A 20724-nucleotide genomic window follows, 5' to 3' on the forward strand; every position below is an offset into this window, starting at 1 on the left:
AAATTATACCGTTTCTTGTTCAAGAGCGGGTACGTGGTTACCATTTATTTTCCCCTGTCCGTCTATACCGCCTTCATTCAACACAGCTACGGGAATACCTGTTATTCTCTCCTGCAGCGCCTGGAAGATCACAAACAATACCGGGATAATGAACAAACCGAGTATTACGCCCGATACCATCCCGCCTGCTGCACCAATACTTATGGAGTGGTTACCCTGTGCGGATGGGCCGGTTGCTATACTCATCGGGAATAAACCAAAAACAAATGCCAGGGATGTCATAATGATGGGGCGTATCCTTAGCCTGGCAGCCTCAAGGGCTGATTGTACCAAAGTATGGCCCGCCCTGCGGCGTTGCACTGCAAATTCAACAATCAAGATTGCGTTTTTAGCCAATAGACCGATAAGCATGATCAATGCTACCTGTACATAGATGTTATTTTCGATACCAGTTAACCCTAATACTATAAACACTCCCAATATACCTGTAGGTATTGAAAATATTACCGCCAAAGGCAAGATATAGCTTTCGTACTGTGCCGCTAGCAGGAAATATACAAATATCAAACAAAGCATAAATATCACAGTTGACTGTCCACCTGAGGAAATTTCTTCACGTGTTTGACCGGAGAATTCATAAGCAAAACCAGATGGTAATTGCTCTTTAGCGGTCTCCTCTATAGCCTTAATAGCATCGCCTGAGCTGTAGCCGGGTTTTGGTATAGCGTTTACTTCGATAGAGTTAAACAAGTTATAACGTGAAGCAGTTTCTGAACCATAAACACGGGTTAGTTTAACCAGGCTATTGATAGGTACTGTTCCGCCTGCTTTATTTTTAACAAAAACGCGGTCAATAGATGTAGGGTCGGTTCTGTCGGCAATATCAGCCTGAACTATCACACGGTAATACTTACCAAAACGGTTAAAGTCTGAAGCTTGTGCAGTACCAAAGTAAGCCTGCATAGTTGCTAAAATGTCTTTGACATTTACCCCTAATTGATTAGCCTTTTCATCATCAACTTCTAACTGTAATTGAGGATAATCGGCTTTATAGGAGGTAAAGGCATAAGCGATTGCCGGTTTTGCCATTAGCTTTCCTATAAAGTTATTGGCTACGCCGCTAAATTTATCCAATCTGCCGTTGGTTCTATCCTGTAGCTGTACGTCCAAAGCTTCTACGTTACTAAATCCGGGAACAGTTGGAAAGCTGAACACGAAGAAGGTACCGCTTGATATGCCGGCTAATTTCCCTCTAATTATATTTTGTATATCATCAATATTCTTAACGGCCCCCCTGTCTTTATTAGGCTTTAACAACAAGAAGATCTGACCCGCTGATGGGCTGTTGGATAGCGTTAAAAAGTTAAAGCCAGACAACGCCATCACAAATCTTGCTGATGGCATATCTCTCAACTCTTTTTCGGCCTGATTGATTATTTTACTGGTATTGGCTAATGAAGTTCCGGATGGTGTTGAAACAGCAATAGCCACAAAACCCTGGTCTTCGGTAGGAATAAAGCCCGTTTTTGTTCTATTTACCAGGTAAACTGTAGCAACAACTACTAATGCAAGCCCAGCCATACTGATCCATTTATTACGGATAAGAATTTTTAAGCCCCCAACGTACCTGTTGGTCATATAATTAAACCCACCGTTAAAGCCCGCGTAGAATTTTTCAACAAAACTTTTCTTAGGTGCTTCGTGGCTATCCTGAGTATGCTTATTCTTTAAAAATAAAGCGGCCAAAGCAGGGCTTAAGGTTAAAGCGTTAACAGCTGATATAATGATGGCTATAGACATTGTTAACGCAAACTGCCTGTAAAATATCCCCGTTGAACCTGTCATAAAGCTAACCGGTAAGAACACCGCCGCCATAACCAACGTAATAGATATAATTGCGCCGCTAATTTCGTGCATAGCCCCGGTAGTTGCCGCTTTGGGGGTAAGGCTTGGGTCGTGCTCCATTTTGGCATGTACCGCCTCCACTACCACAATCGCGTCGTCCACCACAATACCTATGGCCAATACGAGTGCGAACAAGGTTAAAAGGTTAACAGAGAAACCAAAGAGGTTCATAAAGAAAAAAGTACCAATGATAGCCACCGGAACCGCTATAGCCGGGATCAATGTTGACCTGAAATCTTGCAGGAATATAAATACCACGATAAATACCAGCACAAATGCTTCTACCAATGTATGTTCAACCTGGTTAATTGATTCATCAAGGTCGGTTTTGGTACGATAAAACTGATTGTATTTGATGCCTGCGGGAAAATCCTTTGATAATTTTTCCATCAGCTTATCAATGGCGATCTGGATTTCGTTAGCATTTGAGCCTGACAATTGTACTATACCAATAGTAATACCATCATGCCCGTTTAAACGGTTCACACTACTATAGCTATAAGCACCCAGTTCAACACGTGCTACATCTTTTAAACGTAATACAGAACCATCTGCATTTGCACGGATAGCAATATTTTGATATTCCTCCGGTGTGGTAAGCTTACCTTTATATTTAATCACATATTCAAATGCTTCACGGCTTTGTTCGCCAAATTTACCAGGCGCCGCTTCCAGGTTTTTGTCCTGTATAGCGGCCATCACTTCGGCGGGAGTAATTTTGTAAGCTGCCAATTGACCAGGATTCAACCAAACACGCATGGAGTAATCCTTAATACCGCCAAATACACTGGCCGAACCTACACCCGATATACGTTTGATTTCGGGAATGATATTAATCTGTGCATAGTTATTTACAAAGGTTGCATCGTATTTTTTTGTATCTTCTGAATAAATACCTATAGCGCCAATAAAGCTATTTTGCTGTTTGGTAGTGGTTATACCATATTGTACAACCTCTGCAGGTAATTGGCTTGTCGCTTGTGATACACGATTTTGAACGTTCACAGCCGCCTGATCGGGGTTAGTACCTTGTTTAAAATAGACCGTAATACCCAATGTACCATCATTACTGGCAGTGGAGGTCATGTATGTCATGTTTTCCACACCATTAATTGCTTCTTCCAATGAGGGTGTCACAGAACGTAAAATAGTCTCGGCATTAGCGCCCGGGTACACAGCAGAAACCAATACCGATGGGGGAGCGATATTCGGAAACCGCTCTAAGGGCAGTTTTGTTAAACCAAGCACACCAACTATCACCAATAAAATAGAGATAACAGTTGAGAGTACCGGCCTTTCTATAAATTTTTGAAACATGGCTTTAAATTTTGAAGTATATATTAATTTTTTACTACAGCAACCACTTTATCTGTGGCCTTTTCAGGATGAATCACCATACCTTCCTGTAAGTGATCAATGCCGCTTAATACAATCTGGTCGCCTGCTTTTACGCCGTCCTTAACCAGGTAATTGTTGCCATTTTTGCCAACAATAGTAATAGCCTGTTTTTTTACCTTGCTGCTATCGCCTACAGTAAATACAAATACTTTATCCTGCATATCAACAGTTGCCGATTCAGGTACTATTAAAGCATCTTTATGTTGCAGGCTCAAACGAACTTTACCTGTATTACCAGAGCGTAACAGGCCTTGTGGGTTAGCAAAACTCGCCCTTAAGGTGATAGCACCAGTAGTTTTATCAAACTGACCGTCTATCATATCTACTTTACCTTGTTTGGTATAGACGCTGTTATCAGCCAGCAATAATGATACTGATGGCAATTGTTTCAATTTGTCCTTTAAGGTTAAACCAGGATATTGCTCTTTAAAGTTTACAAAATCCTTTTCGCTTAATGAGAAATAAACATGTACATCATGAATATCAGATAGCTGGGTGAGCGACTCAGGATCGGTTGGTCCAACAAGGCTGCCTTGTTTTTTCAATAACCTGCCGATATAACCATTTACAGGAGCCTTAATTAAAGTATATCCCAGGTTGATCTGTGCAGTTGAAACATTTGCCTTTGCCTGCTCGATATTTGCTTTAGCAACATCATAAGTTGCTTTGGCTGTTTTTAACTGGTAATCAGAAACTACCTTGTTTTGAACCAGCGGGGTTAGCTTATCGATTTCAAGCTGTGCATTGGCTGCAGCACCTTCAGCAGCATGCTGACTGGCGATTGCGTTGTTTAAAGCTGCACGGTATGGCTGCTCGTTAATTTTAAATATCGGCTGACCTGCGCTTACAAAAGAGCCCTCATCAACAAATACCTTATCAAGCGTGCCACTTACCTGTGGGCGAACTTCCACGTTAACAGTTCCTTCAATTGATGCAGGGTATTCCTGGTAAGTTGTATCCGTACCTGTAACTATGGTTGCTACCGGCAATGATGGCGGCGGCGGTGCCTGTGGGGCTGCAGGGCTTGATGAACAGCTATATATAAATAGTATTATCAGGCCTAAAAGGATAGCCATAACAACGTTAAAAAATTTAACATTGTTAGATAAGTGTGATAGTGATCGATTTTCCATTGTATTATATTTATATGTGATATTAAACTTGTGCTATTTTGATATTGTTAAACCGTTTAACAATGTTGTTTAAAGCGCAGAAAAACCTATGCTTTAAGAGATCCGATGATACCGCTTATCGCAGTTTTTAGTACCTCGTGAGTGATCTCATCAGATGTAGTTCGACGGACCATGTTAATTGAGATCAGTCCGTGTATTACTGACCAGAATGTGTAATATTTAACGCAAACCTCACCTTCGGTTGGTTCGTTGGGCGACATCAATTCTTTTATGACTTCGCTAACCATTGTTGATGGTACTTCTGCCTCAGGCATTATTTCGCACAATTCGCAACAGTTTACATCAACGCCAAACATCACCTGGTATAATTCCTTTTCGGCAAATGCGAAATTCCAATAAGCCAGCCACATCGCTTCTAATTGTTTTGCCGGCAGGCGATGTTTTTCTTTTGCCGCCTTCATATCATTGGCCAGGATCAAAAATCCTTTCCTGGTCAGTTCCATTAATATGGCTTCTTTGTTCGAGAAGTATTCGTATATGATCGGAGCTGTATATTCAATTTTATCAGCGATCTTACGCATACTCAATGCTGACCATCCCTCCTCTTTTACGATATTTAATGAAGCATCCAGAATGTTCATCCTGGTTTCTTCTTTTAATCGTAATATCCTATCCTTGCTTGCCATTTTTAATTAATGACTGTAAATTTATTTAACAGTGTTAGACAAAGGTAAATAGTCTTTTTTATTACAGTACCATTTTATTGTCATTTTGGTTAACAGTGTTAAATTATTTTTGCCTGTAAAATCTAACATTTATTGTACATTCATATAAATTAACAATATCATGTCCTTTCAAGCATATTTAGACAACATCAAAACTAAAACCGGTAAAAGCGCTGATGATTTTAAAGTGATGGCGGAACAAAAAGGCTTCACTCAGAATGGCGAACTCAAATCCACTGTAAAAGCCGGTGACATCGTTAAATGGCTCAAAGATGATTTCGGATTAGGACATGGGCACGCTATGGCCATTTATGCCTTGCTTAAGGGTATAAAGAAAGAAGGCGACTGATTCTCCTTCTTTGCTAAATATGCGTCATCATAGGTCGAGTGCTTTAGCAATTAATGGATCAAGATTTACAGGCGAGTTTTCTGTGTGAGACAGAGCATATCTTTTCTCGATATAAGCACCTTCATTATAACTTATCCATACTTTCTTTTCAGCATCTTCCCACACAATAACCTTTAATGGTAAATCAAGAGCTATCAATGGATTCTCAGCAATTAACACCCCGCCAGCTTTTGGATTACCAAAAAGAAGATATTCTAAAGGTGATAAATTTAGCCCTGCTTTTTGCACTTCGGCCTGTTGATCTATCCGGGCATATATGGTTACACCATGCTGTTGCAAAAATGCCTGTAAACGATCAATGGTCTCTTTTACTGAGTATTTACTTTCGCGGGTTATAACACCTTCAGGATTCATGATATGAAAATTTTAAATGATTAAATTTTCGATGGCGCTATGCCATAGGTCTTTTTAAATGCAAAAGAAAAATGCGACAGGTCCTCAAAGCCCAGCTCAAGATATACCTCTGAGGGCGGTTGACCTTTTTCCTTGATCAGGTAATGCGCCTCTTGTAGTCTTCTTTTCAACAACCACCGGCTGGGCGATATGTGAAATATCCTTTCAAAATCTCGCTTAAAAGTAGCCAGGCTACGCCCGGTTAAATAGGCAAACCTTTTTAACTGCACATTGAAATGAAAGTTTTTATTCATAAAAGCTTCCAGGTCTATTTTGCCGGGTTCACTGAAGTCGAACAAGACATCTTTCAATTCAGGATTAGCCTGTAATAATATCAATATGGCTTCTCTTAATTTCAATGATTGCAATTCATCACTTATTTGTTTTTCTGCATCATTATAAGGCAACAGCGATTCCATATAACTTTTATAAAGCGGGTCGGGTCTCAGGTTCAATACGGCATCACCTTCTACCCGTTTTTCCGCCTTATAACCATACTCCATACTAAAATTACGTAAGGTTTCCTGATCCAGATAAATTGATATCGCTTTAAACTCACCGTTTGCAGGTGGCTGCTTAATAAATTTCACCAAATGGTTTCGCTTGCTTAGTCTAAAATCATCTTCTTTAGAGATATATTCTTTATCTCCATCCTTAATGGTCAATGTTCCTGCTATCTGGTAACTGAAAACATGTTCAGGGATAAATTGCTCGCCTTCCCTTGTCCTCGCCAGGTAGCAGGAATAATGTATTTGCTGAAGCTTCTTGACTTCTTTGGTTCCGAACATATTAGTTCAAATTTATGAAACTTAGCATTATTTATAACCTATCAATCCGCGGTATGATTTACCTGCCTCTGTTGCAAAAAAGTCTCCGGCCTCATTATGATCGGTTGAAACACTTACCGGTAACCATTTATCCAGTTCTGCATTTTTTGCAGCTTCAGAATGTTTAACAATAGCAACAGCTTCGCTACCTAATATTAAGTGCACAGGCGGCTCCGGGCTATCCACCAAATCGATCATCACTTTGGCGGCCTTATCAGGATCACCTACCGGTTTAAAATCACCACTTTTAAAAAAGTTCGCCCTAACATCTACCGATTGCTCATAGCCTTCTATTGATTTTGCATAGGTCATGGAATCACCAGCCCAATCGGTACGGAAACCACCGGGTTCCACGCAAGTTACTTTTATACCTAATGGAGCCAGTTCTTTTGATAAACCTTCACTAAATCCACCTAAACCAAATTTAGCGGCCTGGTAAATAGTGATACCGGCACTACCGACACGACCTCCAACAGAACTTATCTGCAAAATATGTCCTGAGCGTTGTTTACGCATGTAGGGTAATACTGCACGGGTGATAGCTATTGGTGCATACAAATTAGTTTCTAATTGACTGCGTACCTGTTCATCTGTATATGCTTCAGCTGCGCCTGTAATACCGAAGCCTGCATTATTTACTAATACGTCAATTTTACCAAAACGCTTTATTGTTTGCTCCACTGCCGATTGTATCTGATTATTATCAGTTACATCCAATTGTATCGGATAAATCAGATCCGGATATTTTGCAACCAGGTCATCTAATTGTTCAGGCTTACGTGCCGTTGCAGCTACTTTATCACCTTTAGCTAATACAGCCTCTGTTAAACTGCGTCCCAATCCGCGGGAACTTCCTGTTATAAACCAAATTTTTGTCATTGTCTTAAATTTTAATTAAGACAAAGATCAGCAGTATTTGGTTCGGTCGCTTTGTTGAAACGCTCAATTTGCTTTGTTGAAACGCTCATTAATCCCATCAGATAGAAAGATACCCTAATTGCCGGTAGCTTTCAAATTGCTCTTCTGTAAAAAACTGGTCGCTGGTAGGTTGCTGAGGGAATAAATCATTCTTTGATTGATATTGCCTGATATCGGTGGTCTCATCACCGGTAAGCGTTGCTTTAACATAGGTGATCGTCCCTGAAGGAGTTTTATCCCCGGGATAGCTGATAGTACCATTTGTTACATGAACTGAATTAAGTCCCAGGGCATTCTTAGTTGTTATCTGGCTGGTATCTACAGTGATCTCGACACCAAAATCAATACGGCACCGGCGGATAGCATTGGCTAAACCTTCAAAAGCATCGTCTTTATCTTCCTCGGCATCTACTAAGGTTATATGGGTGCATCTTCTTCGTATCAACTCATATAATCCCATATTATCAAAATGTCCGCCGTCAGATAAACAGACATACCTTGAATTAATGTCCGATTTGCCGATGAGATCACTTACCAGGTAAGCAACGCCCAGGGTCGGATCTGAATTCTTATAAGTACTTAGCCGTGGATTACCTATCCACCATCCAAGTCTCACGTTGAACATCGTTAATAAAAATGCTGTAGCCGGTGATGAATGATAACCCATGTTCGGACTAACAGCAGCGCCGGAAATAGCCATGGCTGTACCGATCATTGGCCCCTGTGTGTAAGCAAATACGGATGTTTGCCGGAAGCCGTATTCATAAACTTTGTCTTTTGCATAGGCTGCTGATCGTGTAGGGCTAAAATCGAACCCACAATATAAGGGTGAAAAGATGAATGATTCCGCTTTACGATCTTGCCTGTCGAGCTCTGATACAACACTTGCGTTTAATGTAGTATTTATTATAGGGTACGGCCCATAGTAAGGATTATCCTTGATCGTATTAACAAATGTTGATAGCTTAATATCATCGTTTTTATCAAATCCTGTGAAATTATTAACGGTTTTGTCGCGATCTGTTCGCTTACGTGTTGCCCCAAGGTAGGCCCTCACCAGTCTGTTGCGATAAAAATGATGCAACGAAAACTCATTAACCCCAACACGCCAGCTAAAAAGATAAGTAATAACGGCTAAAATAATAGTGACTTTGAAATAAAAACACATCACCGGCAGGATATTTTTTGTCAGGTCTTTTATCAGAACGTTTAAATAATGCAAAACAAAAGCACCTATCAGTAGAAAACCTACCATAAAAAGATAAGGGGCCACCCTGACAAAAATATCTGACACCATCGTTTTTGTGGAATCGGGTTTATCTTTTGCATCTTTTGACTGGTAGGCAAGTTTCACTGCAAAACCGACGATTGCTGCCCAACCACCAAACAGCGCTGGAATATTAATGTACGATGCGCATTTTTTTAAATATGTGAATTCGCCGGGAAGGACCAACGCACCATAGGTAATAAGTATCCAAAGTAACATAGCCCGGTGAACAATAGCGCCCATTCGACCCCACCATTCCCGGCGTTCGTCAGGAAATAACTTACCCATAAGGGCCATTCTGATGACCACACAACAGCTAATTGCTTCAAGAATTAATGGCGGACCGATAATAAAGATCCATTTTTCAGAAATTAACCGGCTGACCAAAGCGTCCTCGATACGCTGAAATAATTCCCAAATACTGGCAAGTAAAAATAACCCTGCGGCAGCAGCTATCAGAGATGAGAAAAAAATTGCAACATCCACTAATTTTTTTTCAAGTGGCCGTTGGGCACACAGCCTGTACAAACCTATATAGGCAATTGCTAGCATTGCCACAAAGGCAACACCTGATGCCGGCAAAAGCAACACTGCTTTACCCATATAATCCAGTTTATAAGGGCAGTTATATAACCAGGAGCTGACAGTATATGCAACCAAAACGGCCCATATAATCAAAAATAGTGATAAGGCCCTGTTGCGGCCGAATTTGAAAAGATTTCTTTCGTCATGTTCTGTATCGTACGCTTTCATTCCAATACCAACGATAAAAACACCGGGTGCATGAATAGCCACACTCCAGCCCGCTACCCATCCCCAATCATATGTATTCTGCACCCGCTCCTCTAATATTTGCCATATATAGAAAATATCTGTAACTGCCGAAAGCGCTGTACATAATAACAATAAAAGCAAAGCCTGGTTGATCAAAGTATTACGCATCCAGGTAATTCCCATTGTCCACGAGTCGGCAGACATAATACTTGCATTAGGAGCCAGGTAATTGCTGAACATACGCAGCCATCTTATCGGTCTTACTTCTTCACCCATCGGGTCAGATGATTTTTTAACATTGAGCCTATCAGCTATCTTAGATACAGAACCGCCGCGTTTGATCCAACAGGAGAGCCATGTACCAATATACCCCCCTCCCGAAACTGTAGAAAGATAATCAAAACGGGATAGCTCATTTTTTTCCGCTAGTTTCTGCAATACACCAAGGGAGAAAGTTGCTGATCTGATCCCCCCACCCGATAGACACAAGCCATGCAAGTCCATGCGCTTAGCGCGCGATAGGGGGTCTTCTGTATTTGGCTCTACAAGCTCATTTTTAGGCAGGTTAAAATCAAGGGCGTTCGGATTGTCCATAAGCCTTCCCTGGCGGCTCCGGCAAATTTCATTTAGCTCATTATTAAAAAATGTTTCAAATGGCAGGGCTACCTTTCTTTCATTAAGCTTATTTAATATTCCCAAATCATTTGCCAAAAGAGCTTCGGCCATTTCCCTGCGGGGTTTGGAATCATGTTTATAGGTAGAATTCCACCATTTATCATAATTATACTGATCTTTTTCGCTTAACAAACCATCTGTAGCAACAATGCCCCATGATTGATAAAGCCGCTGTTCTGATTGGTCAAGTTTCTTACCTCCAAGACAAAGAATAATCTGGACAGGCATGTAGTGAAGTGCTTTAACAAGCGCTAGTCTTGAATGAGGCTTTGTATATAAAATTCCCCTGATAATAGTGCGCCATTGATAAGGTGTGCAATATAAGGTGCCGTCTTTGGCCAAACCCTCTTTGTGATTTTGAATATCTTTTGAAGTATTGGAAACTAGATTTTCCCTTAACCAACTGAGCAATTCATCTGCCAGCATGATAAAACACTTCTTGAAATCCGAAGACTTTTCGACCCCGATGCTGCACCAAAGCACATCTTGCATTGCACGGTTGGTAATGGTTGCATCATCCGTGTTTACTTTTTCCAGTTTATCAACCAGTTCCCATAAAAACTTTTCCTGCGCGTGCTGGCGCTCCACAAGATCCAGGTCTTTTTTGCAGATGTTTTGAATAATTGTGATACTGGCAACAGCCTGTGCGGTTAGATCGGTTACTACATCCATTATCTTAAATTTGATAAAGTTTAGAAATATGGATTGTGATACAGGCGGAAGGTCTTATTTATTACTTAAGCATAAGTTAATAAATTATTAATATAAAGATAAATATAGTTTTATTATAAAAAATACCGGGAGAAGTATTTTTTATAATAATATTTCACAAAAATATTCCTCCCTTAAGGATTTATTTAGTCATTACTACCGGGAGAATATGACCGTCTTTATCAAAATGCATTTCATCAACACAAACAACGCGGTGGTTAGCACTGGTTTCACCAAGCGGTCTGCGGTGGTAAACGATATAGTATTTGTCATCATTTACGGAATGGATCACTGAATGATGGCCCGCGCCGGTAGCTATCTTCGGATCCTGTTGTAATACAGTAGCCAAACGTTTAAATGGACCAAGTGGCGATTTAGACATGGCATAAGCCACTTTGTAATCTGGTCCACCCCAACCACCTTCCGACCACATGAAGTAATAAAAGCCATTACGGTATAGCATATACGGGCCTTCAACATATTCTTCGGGTGTTATTTCTTTGTATAATTTCCCATCATCGAAAGGAACAATTCCGCTAAAATCATCTTTTAATTTTACCACATTACAGTGTCCCCAGCCGCCATAATACATATAATAAGTTCCATCTTTGTCCTTAAATACATATTGGTCGATGGGTTGAGCACCGTTAGCTATATTATTGATCAATGGTTTCCCAATCAAATCTTTATAAGGGCCTTCCGGTTTATCAGCAACGGCTACTCCGATACCTCCTACTTCACCTTCATGTACATCATTTGCTCCAAAAAAGAAATAATATTTACTATCCTTTTGCAGAACAGCGGGTGCCCACATGGCACGTTTTGCCCATTTCACTGCACTGGTATCCAATATATCATGATGCTTTTGCCATGTAATCAAATCTTTTGATGAAAAACCATCAAAAAATACTTGCTTATTATATTCTGCTGAATATGTTGGAAATATCCAGTAAGTATCGCCGTATTTTATACCTTCGGGATCAGCATACCAGCCATCAATCACTGGATTTTTCTGGGCTAACAGATTCAGAGAAATTAAAAATATTAAGCTGATCGTGGTTAAAAAGGATTTCATGAATGATGACATTTTTAAAACGCGAAAATTAGAAAAAAACAAATAGGTTTACCATCATCAATTTTATTATTGAAAAAAACAGATGGTGGTTAGTATATTAGGTTGCGGTTGGTATGGTAAGGCTTTGACCAGGTCATTAATACAAAAAGGTATTACGGTTAAAGGCTCTTCTACATCGGATGAAAAACTTAAGCAACTATCATCGAAAGGTATTATCCCCTATTCTGTTCAATTTGATGCTGATAGTGAAAATTTTGATTCCTCATTTTTTGAGTGCGATGTATTGATAATCAGCATACCACCAAAATTCCGGAAAGGTGAAACAGCGGGATATCTGCCTAAGATAGAACGGATCATTAAAACCATCCTAGAATACCATGTAAGCAAGGTCATCTACATCAGTTCGACAGGCGTTTATGGCGATCATAATAATGAAGTTAATGAGTTGAGCGATCCAAATCCGGACACAGAATCAGGCAGCATATTATTAGAAGCAGAAAAGCTTTTCCAAAAGGAAACGGATTTCAAAACTACCATTATTCGTTTTGGCGGACTGGTTGGGCCTGGGAGGCATCCGGGGCGATTTTTTGCCGGGAAAAAAGATATCCCAAACGGATTAGCTCCGGTCAACCTGATTCATCAGCAGGATTGCGTAGGTATCAGCGAGGCCATTATTGAAAGAGATGCTTTCGGTTATCTTTTTAATGCTTGTTCTTCTGATCATCCAACAAGAGCTGATTTTTACGGGCGGACTGCATTAGAAGCCGGATTACAAGCTCCTGAATTTATTAATGAATTGAATAATTGGAAAATAGTTGATAGTATTAATTTAAAATCCATTTTAAACTACGAATTTAAAGTACCGCATTGGACAGATAACTTGTTCGATGAGCAATAAATATTGCCTGTACTTTATCGGTATTTAATTTAATACTACCTTGTATTAACCAATTAACCATGAAGAGAAAAACATTTATACAGTTAAGCACTACCTTAATGGCTACTCCCCTTTTATCACCGCTTAGTGGCTGGGCACAGGCTCCAAGATTAAAAAACTGGGCTGAAAATCTTACTTATAGTACAGACAATGTACAATACCCAAAAACAGTTGCAGAGGTACAGCAAATCGTAAAAAAGCACCCGAAACTGAAAGCGCTTGGCACGCGGCATTGTTTCAATACGATTGCTGATAGTAAAGATGATTTGCTCTCTACCAAAGAGCTAAACAAAGTAATCTCACTTGACACCAAAACACATACAGTAACAGTTGAAGGCGGTATCAAATACGGCGAGCTCGCCCCTTACCTGCATCAGCATGGGTTTGCTTTGCATAACCTGGCCTCACTCCCGCATATTTCAGTTGCCGGTTCTATTACCACAGCTACGCATGGCTCTGGTATAAAAAATGGCAATCTTGCATCTGCTGTAACAGGGTTAGAAATAGTGATAGCAGATGGCAGCGTTATACATCTTTCAAAAGCTACAGATCCTGAAAAACTGAATGCTGCAGTAGTTGGTTTGGGGGCCTTAGGCGTAATTACTAAAGTCACGCTTAAAATTGAGCCGACCTATATGATGCGCCAGCGTGTATTTTTAAAATTGCCGATGACTCAATTAAAGCCTCATTTTGAGCAGATAATGTCTGCCGGATACAGCGTTAGTCTTTTTACCGATTGGCAAAGTGATACTATCAATGAGGTTTGGATAAAAAGCCGCATGGATGAAAGGGATCATAATCAACCTGAATTCTATGGCGCTAAAGCAGCTACAAAAAACCTGCACCCGATAATAGACCATTCTGCCGAAAGCTGTACCGACCAAATGGGTGTACCAGGCCCGTGGTATGAGCGTTTGCCACATTTTAAAATGGGATTTACACCAAGCAGCGGCAAGGAGTTGCAGTCGGAATATTTTGTTCCCTTACATCATGCGGTTGAGGCAATAGAAGCAGTATCCAAATTAGGGAAACAGATCGGCCCTCATCTTTTCATTACCGAAGTACGCACCATTGCTGCAGATGATTTATGGATGAGCCCCTGCCACAACCAAACTTCTGTTACGATCCATTTTACATGGAAACAAGAAACTGAAGCCGTATTAAAATTACTACCTCTAATCGAAAAAGAACTCGCACCTTTTAATGCCCGGCCGCATTGGGGTAAGGTATTTACTTTATCACCCAAAGTATTAGAATCACGTTATGAGAAATTAGCTGACTTTAAAAAGCTGGTAGCCGAATATGATCCCCATGGAAAATTCAGAAATGGATTTTTAGATCGCAATATTTGTGGAATTGTCTGAACCTTGATTCTCAGGATTAACAGATTTACTTGATTATAAAAAAATTTGATAAGTAATCCGGGTAATCCTTAAATCACAAAAATCATGGTTCGGACAAAAAAGAAATATAAATTAATGAAAAAGCTTAACCCTTATCTAATACCCATTCTCCTACTTTTAACCTGTTGCTTAACAGCATGTGCCCAGGACACTAAAACATGGAACAATAAACAATGCGCTGTAGTATTAACCTATGACGATGCTATTGATATCGATCTGGATAATGTGCTGCCGGCATTGGATTCATTAAAACTAAAGGGCACATTTTACCTGATCGGCTCATCGCCGGTTATTAATAAACGACTGGCGGAATGGCGCCTGGCAGCTAAGCATGGTCACGAATTGGGCAATCATTCTATGTTTCATCCCTGTGATGGTAGTTTGCCGGGCCGGAGTTTTATAACACCTGATGTAGATCTTAGTAAATATTCTGTAGAACGCGTTGTAAAAGAGATCAGGATAAATAATACATTATTAAAGGCCATTGACGGTAAGGATGTAAGAACCTTTGCCTACCCATGCGGCGACCGGAAAATAGGCGATGTGTACTTTTATGATCAATTGAAAAACGATTTTGCCGGTGCCCGTGGAGTAAATGAAGGCTTGCAAACCGCCAAGCAGGTAGATCTGACGAATATTGATTGTTATCCTATAAATGGCCAGTCGGCTGAATATATGATCGACCTCGTAAAAAAGGCACAGCAAACCCATACGCTACTGGTATTTTTGTTTCACGGCGTGGGTGGGGGTCACAATCTCAATGTCGGCCTAAAAGAACATAGCCAATTGCTGCACTATCTTAAAGCGCATGAAAAAGACATCTGGATAGCCCCTATGGTTGATGTAGCAGAAAAGATAAAAGAAGCCCAAAAAACAAATTGATTTATTAATCATTAGTTTAATTCTTCAAATTACTATCTTGCCCTGTTTACTGTAATTATTTATGTACGATATCTGTTGCGTAGGACATATCACATCCGATAAGGTAGTCACCACCAAAACGGTGAGGCATATGGCCGGTGGCACAGCTTTTTACTTTTCTTATGCGGTTTGTAATCTTGATGTGAGTTATTTATTGGTGACGGCACTTGCTGAAAGTGACATAGGCTATGTAATGAATCTGCGAGATAAAGGCATCGAAGTAAGGGTACAATCAAGTGCCCATACAGTATATTTCGAGAATATTTATGCCGACGACCAGGACCATCGCACCCAAAATGTATTAGCTACTGCTGATCCTTTTACTATGGATCAATTAAAATCTGTAGATGCGAAAATATTCCACCTCGGGCCTTTACTGGCAGATGATATATCAACAGAGCTGATCAAAACTTTAGCAGGAAAAGGCCGTGTTTCCCTTGACGCACAAGGCTATTTACGTATGGTTAAAAATAAAAAAGTGTATCCTGTTGATTGGCCCGAAAAAAAGGAAGCATTACAGTATGTGCATATTTTAAAGGCCGATGAGGCCGAAATGGAAGTACTAACAGGGCATAAAGAGGTAAGCAAAGGTGCAAAGCTTTTGGCTGAGTGGGGCGTAAAAGAAGTGGTGATCACCAACGGTAGTATGGGTTCAACTATTTACAGTGATGGCAATTTTTATAATATCCCCGCCTATAAACCAAAAACTATAGAAGATGCAACGGGTTGTGGTGATACTTACATGGCGGGCTATCTGTACCAGCGTGTAAAAGGAAAAGGCATACAGGAAGCAGGGCAATTTGCTGCAGCCATGGCCAGTTTAAAAATGGAATCGCCGGGGCCGTTTACAGGATCGGAAGAAGATGTGTTGATTTCTTTAAAAAACCCTTTTCATTAGATTTCCGTTTAAACACGGCGGGCTATCAATAGCCTGTGTAATATTTTACTTAAATTTAAACTACCCTTACTTTATACCGATGAAAAAAGCACTTACCATTATCCTGATCCTGTTTAGCGCACATGCTTTCGCGCAGGATTCGTTGAAAATTTTTAATAAGTCGCGCATCAGTATTACCTCTTCAGGTATGGAAGTATTGGGTGGTTGGGGGATTTTGAACCTGGGTACAGGTGCTATTGGCTGGGCCAATTCAACAAATCTTGAATCAAGATATTTTTTTGAGATGAATACCATTTGGGGAGCCGCAGATTTCGGAGTAGCATTAATTGGTTACGGCGGACTTCAAAAACAAAGAAAAAAGACCTTCACCGCGGCAGAAACACTGGAAGAACAAAAAAGGATCGAAAAAATATTCTTCATAAATGGTATTCTGGATGTTGCTTATATCGGAACCGGTCTTTATCTCAAACTCGAAGGCGATTCACGAAATTCTCCTATTATGAAAGGTTATGGCGAATCAATTTTAATACAAGGCGGCTTTCTGTTAATATTTGATGGCGTAATGTATCATGCTGAAAAAACCAACGGCAATAAACTCAGAAGCTTCCTTGAAAAACATCCAATCACTTTCGATGGCAAAAGAGTGGGCATGGTTTTTAATATGTAGTAACAATTCCGATACTTTGATCAATAAGATTTATCAGAAGTTCCTGATTGTGTGTTAATGGATTATATTTGGGTTATGTATCCTTCCAGGCAAAACCTAAAAGCCCTATTTCTTTGTGCAATTATAAGTTTAGGGGCAACATTATGCAAAGCTCAGGAGAGCACTGCAGGCACTACAACAGTTACTGAGTGGCAATATGGCAAAAATGGCGCTGTATCGCTTACTTATGATGATGCGTCAAGAAATCAATTCTTGAAAGCATTACCTGTAATGGAAAGGCTAAAAATGCCTGCCACCTTCTTTGTTATTACCGGGCCAATTACAGGATCAAAATACCAGGGCAAATTTGTGGGCAGGCCCGTAAAGGAAATCATACAGGAATCAGCCACTGTACCTACCAGCGATCAGAATTTTTTAGAACGTTGTTCGGCAGCAGGATACCTGGGTTACATGGGCACTATCTCCTATCATACCAAAGCTGGAGGAATGTACGATTCGGGCAAAAAAGAAAAGGCTTTTAAGCTGATGGACTCTTTATATGCCAAAGTACGCCACGGTGACTTTAAACCCGGATATGAACCTTGTCCGGAATATAAAGAAGCTATAGGCTCAACTTGGGACGATTTCAGAAAGGATGCTGCCGAAGGATATGAAATCGCCAGTCACTCCATCACCCATGCTACCATGCCGGGCCTTGATGAGGCTAATATTAAATATGAGCTGGAGAAAAGCAAGGAAGAGATACTCAGGGAGTTGGGGCCAAAATATACCTTTTCATGCGAAGTGCCTTACGGTTATGAAAATGAAAGGGTAATGCAGATCGCTTATAAGATTTATCCTGCATTTAGGAACAGGATGCCTGAACCATGGCTGAAGGAGATCGATCGCGCCAGCAAACAAACACCGGGCACTACTGATAAAGATTATATTCAATGGCAACGCGGAGCTACTACCAAAACACCTTTACCTTTAATGAAATCGTGGGTAGATACCGCAGCTACTAAAAACAATACCTGGTTGGTGTTGGTGTTTCATGGTATCGATGGTTTGGGTTACGAAGCTTTGCCAAGTACGTTGCTTGACGAATATTTTCAATATATCAAAAGTAAGGACGAGCAGCTTTGGGTAGCCACCTTTGGCGACGTAACCCGATATATGCGCGAACGCGAAGCAGCTAAAGTTAGCGGAGCGAAAAAAAGCAATAACATTACAGTAACGCTCAGTCATTCATTGGATAAAAGCATGTATTACCTGCCTTTAACTTTGAAAACTTATGTACCTGCGGGATGGAAAAATGTGAAAGAAGTTCAGGGAAAAGTTTCCAATCAATTATCGGTTAAGAAGGATGAAAAAGGGAGTTACGTGCTGTACCAGGCGGAGTCGAATGCTGAAACTATAACGCTATCAGAAATTCAAAAGAATTAAGTCCTCTGATTATCATTTATCTTCTGTTACCATAGTAAAGCCGATTGGCATAGTATATGGTTCACGCAAAAGCATTCCGAATTGGGATGCTGGTATCCATGGTGGTGATAATTCCATAACACGCATCACTTCTTCATCACAACCCGATCCGAGGCCGCTAACAATTTTAAAATCAGATAATCGCCCATCTTTATTCACTATAAAATATATGTATACTTTCCCCTGTATATTATTCTTTTTTGCAACTGCTGGATAATGTATGGTTTGTCTTAAAAACGAATAAAACTTATATATCCCACCGTTAAATACAGGATTAATAAGCTTTGTTGTATTAAATGTATATTCCTTGCCGTGCTTGTCGTAAGCCGTACCTTTCTTTATAATACCTTTATCATAATTGCATACATACCTTGCAGAATCGTACAAAAAACCATGCCACTCACCTTCTTCAATTCCGTTGGCAATATTACCCTCAGCGTATACACGTCGAAAATCAGGGTCATATTCTGTACAATGTCCATTGCCGTTTTTTACTAATACCTTACCACTTGAATCCCTGCATTCATTTACAATTATTCTGCCACTCGTATCATATTTACCAGTTAAATATAATTGCCCGTTTGGAAAATATTGGATCACATCATCAACGAGCTTTCCATTTTTATAGTTTTTTACAGATTTACGTTTCCCATCAGGAAAAAACTCCATGCAACTACCCGAAAGACGTATATAATCACTTCGTACAGTAGACGTACCTATCATTTTTGGAGTCCCATTTTTATAATAATCTTTAATTAAGAATAAGCTCTTATCAGTATTTCCATCTGGTAAAAGAATGGTACGTACAAAATCTGCACTATCCTTATCTGATTCAGGGACTGAAAATGTTTCTGTTTCTGATATCCTATGGGTTTTCATATAATATGTGAGCGTATCTTTTTGGGCATTTGCATTTAAATAGGTTATAATGCTAAAAAAGAGAATAAGGAAAGCTTTCTTTGACATCTGTGATAAAGTTTTGTACGAATATAAATTTTCAATACAAAAACTCAAAATTGGTTTACTAGGTTGATCAGGCTCTCCTGAGTAAGAAGTAGTTTGAAAAAGTATTAACTTTTCCCTAACTCAAACTACCAATCAACAACTCACCTATTTTTTATATTTTTGCGGATGATTGGATAAATGTAATATCTCCAGTCGCGTCCCTGATCAATGGATATATCAGTTGTAGTACCCTTATATAATGAAGTAGAATCATTACCGGAATTAACCTCGTGGATAAGCCGTGTAATGCAGGAAAATAGTTTTACTTACGAAATTATCCTGATTGATGATGGCAGTAATGACGGATCGTGGGATATGATCGTAAAGCTGCAGGAGAACAATCCCTTTATCAGGGGGATTAAATTCAGAAGGAATTATGGCAAGTCAGCAGCACTTAACGTAGGTTTTGGAGTAACCAAGGGTAATGTTGTAATTACAATGGATGCCGATCTGCAAGATAGTCCTGATGAGATCCCGCAGCTTTATCGCCGAATTGTTGAAGATAAATATGATTTGATATCCGGATGGAAGGCCAAACGATATGATCCGATAAGTAAAACTATTCCGACTAAGTTTTTCAATGCTGCTACCCGTAAAATGTCAGGCATACCCAACCTGCACGATTTTAACTGCGGTTTAAAGGCTTATAAAAGTACTGTTGTAAAAAACATCGAGGTGTACGGCGAAATGCACCGTTATATCCCGGTTATTGCAAAATGGGCTGGTTTTTCAAAGATCGGTGAGCAAATTGTGGAACATCGTCCCCGTAAATACGGTAAAACTAAATTTGGCATGAGCCGGTTTGTAAATGGATTTTTAGATCTGCTATCTATATTTTTTGTAGGAAAGTTTGGCAAGCGGCCGATGCACTTTTTCGGCAGTATGGGCGTGCTGAGTTTCTTTGCCGGGATCATTATTACCATATGGATGATCATTGAGAAATTATACTCCATATCGCACAATCAGCATTATCGTGATATAACCAGTCAGCCTTTGTTTTATATCGCTTTGGTTGCCATTATATTAGGTTCCCAATTATTTTTAACAGGATTTGTGGCCGAACTTGTTTCACGCAGCTCACATGATCGTAATAATTACCAGGTTGAGGAAACAATTTGATTTGCAGATGTGCGAATATGCAGATGTGCAAATCATTAACTAATGAAAACTAATCAATCCGAAATAAAAAAATCTGCACATTTGCACATTTAAAATCTGC

17 protein-coding genes are annotated in these 20724 nt (G+C 39.9%); 8 read left to right on the top strand and 9 right to left on the bottom strand.

Annotated elements, in window-relative coordinates:
- Nucleotides 1–3: 3 nt before the first annotated feature.
- The 3 genes from ACPPVU_RS17880 to ACPPVU_RS17890 form a co-directional block, all read right to left on the bottom strand.
- A complete protein-coding gene (locus ACPPVU_RS17880) occupies nt 4–3222 on the bottom strand; it encodes an efflux RND transporter permease subunit (RefSeq protein ID WP_426667919.1) in 3219 nt (1072 codons plus the stop codon).
- Nucleotides 3223–3245: 23 nt separating this feature from the next.
- Nucleotides 3246–4379 (bottom strand): efflux RND transporter periplasmic adaptor subunit, encoded by a 1134-nt coding sequence (locus ACPPVU_RS17885; protein WP_426667921.1) that lies wholly within the window; start codon nt 4377–4379, stop codon nt 3246–3248.
- A 143-nt stretch (nt 4380–4522) separates the two neighbouring features.
- Nucleotides 4523–5122 carry a TetR/AcrR family transcriptional regulator gene (locus tag ACPPVU_RS17890; protein ID WP_426667922.1) on the bottom strand — a complete coding sequence of 200 codons (600 nt, stop codon included), beginning with the start codon at nt 5120–5122 and terminating at the stop codon, nt 4523–4525.
- 160 nt (nt 5123–5282) lie between these two features.
- On the opposite strand from ACPPVU_RS17890, the gene ACPPVU_RS17895 reads away from it, so the two are divergent.
- Nucleotides 5283–5510, top strand: coding sequence for a DUF4287 domain-containing protein (locus ACPPVU_RS17895; RefSeq protein WP_426667923.1), 228 nt, complete (start codon nt 5283–5285; stop codon nt 5508–5510).
- Nucleotides 5511–5537: 27 nt separating this feature from the next.
- On the opposite strand, the gene ACPPVU_RS17900 is transcribed toward ACPPVU_RS17895, so the two are convergent.
- From ACPPVU_RS17900 to ACPPVU_RS17920, 5 genes are all read right to left on the bottom strand, one after another.
- Nucleotides 5538–5924 (bottom strand): DUF302 domain-containing protein, encoded by a 387-nt coding sequence (locus ACPPVU_RS17900; RefSeq protein WP_426667925.1) that lies wholly within the window; start codon nt 5922–5924, stop codon nt 5538–5540.
- A gap of 20 nt (nt 5925–5944) precedes the next feature.
- Nucleotides 5945–6751: a helix-turn-helix domain-containing protein gene (locus ACPPVU_RS17905; protein WP_426667926.1), complete on the bottom strand. Its 807-nt coding sequence runs from the start codon at nt 6749–6751 to the stop codon at nt 5945–5947.
- Between the two features lie 27 nt (nt 6752–6778).
- The gene (locus ACPPVU_RS17910) at nt 6779–7669 is read right to left on the bottom strand and encodes an oxidoreductase (RefSeq protein ID WP_426667927.1); all 891 of its coding nucleotides are present in this window, start codon (nt 7667–7669) and stop codon (nt 6779–6781) included.
- Between the two features lie 97 nt (nt 7670–7766).
- Nucleotides 7767–11096: a patatin-like phospholipase family protein gene (locus ACPPVU_RS17915; RefSeq protein ID WP_426667928.1), complete on the bottom strand. Its 3330-nt coding sequence runs from the start codon at nt 11094–11096 to the stop codon at nt 7767–7769.
- A 181-nt stretch (nt 11097–11277) separates the two neighbouring features.
- Nucleotides 11278–12210: a glycoside hydrolase family 43 protein gene (locus ACPPVU_RS17920; RefSeq protein ID WP_426667929.1), complete on the bottom strand. Its 933-nt coding sequence runs from the start codon at nt 12208–12210 to the stop codon at nt 11278–11280.
- A gap of 82 nt (nt 12211–12292) precedes the next feature.
- On the opposite strand from ACPPVU_RS17920, the gene ACPPVU_RS17925 reads away from it, so the two are divergent.
- From ACPPVU_RS17925 to ACPPVU_RS17950, 6 genes are all read left to right on the top strand, one after another.
- Nucleotides 12293–13108, top strand: coding sequence for an SDR family oxidoreductase (locus ACPPVU_RS17925; RefSeq protein WP_426667931.1), 816 nt, complete (start codon nt 12293–12295; stop codon nt 13106–13108).
- Nucleotides 13109–13167: 59 nt separating this feature from the next.
- Entirely contained in the window at nt 13168–14511 is a 1344-nt protein-coding gene (locus ACPPVU_RS17930; protein ID WP_426667933.1) for a D-arabinono-1,4-lactone oxidase, read from the top strand.
- 114 nt (nt 14512–14625) lie between these two features.
- Nucleotides 14626–15432, top strand: a complete 807-nt coding sequence (locus tag ACPPVU_RS17935; RefSeq protein ID WP_426667934.1) for a polysaccharide deacetylase family protein — start codon at nt 14626–14628, stop codon at nt 15430–15432.
- 61 nt (nt 15433–15493) lie between these two features.
- The gene (locus ACPPVU_RS17940; RefSeq protein WP_426667935.1) at nt 15494–16369 is read left to right on the top strand and encodes a PfkB family carbohydrate kinase; all 876 of its coding nucleotides are present in this window, start codon (nt 15494–15496) and stop codon (nt 16367–16369) included.
- 79 nt (nt 16370–16448) lie between these two features.
- A complete protein-coding gene (locus ACPPVU_RS17945) occupies nt 16449–17036 on the top strand; it encodes a DUF6992 family protein (protein ID WP_426667937.1) in 588 nt (195 codons plus the stop codon).
- Nucleotides 17037–17111: 75 nt separating this feature from the next.
- Nucleotides 17112–18461: a polysaccharide deacetylase family protein gene (locus ACPPVU_RS17950; protein WP_426667938.1), complete on the top strand. Its 1350-nt coding sequence runs from the start codon at nt 17112–17114 to the stop codon at nt 18459–18461.
- Nucleotides 18462–18473: 12 nt separating this feature from the next.
- On the opposite strand, the gene ACPPVU_RS17955 is transcribed toward ACPPVU_RS17950, so the two are convergent.
- Nucleotides 18474–19466, bottom strand: a complete 993-nt coding sequence (locus ACPPVU_RS17955) for a TonB family protein (protein WP_426667940.1) — start codon at nt 19464–19466, stop codon at nt 18474–18476.
- A gap of 207 nt (nt 19467–19673) precedes the next feature.
- Here ACPPVU_RS17955 and ACPPVU_RS17960 point away from each other — a divergent pair, with 207 nt between their 5' ends.
- Complete coding sequence (locus ACPPVU_RS17960) at nt 19674–20624, top strand: glycosyltransferase family 2 protein (RefSeq protein ID WP_426667941.1); 951 nt, start codon at nt 19674–19676, stop codon at nt 20622–20624.
- Nucleotides 20625–20724: the final 100 nt, after the last annotated feature.

This window comes from Mucilaginibacter sp. McL0603 (assembly GCF_049992945.1).
Lineage (GTDB): Bacteria > Bacteroidota > Bacteroidia > Sphingobacteriales > Sphingobacteriaceae > Mucilaginibacter.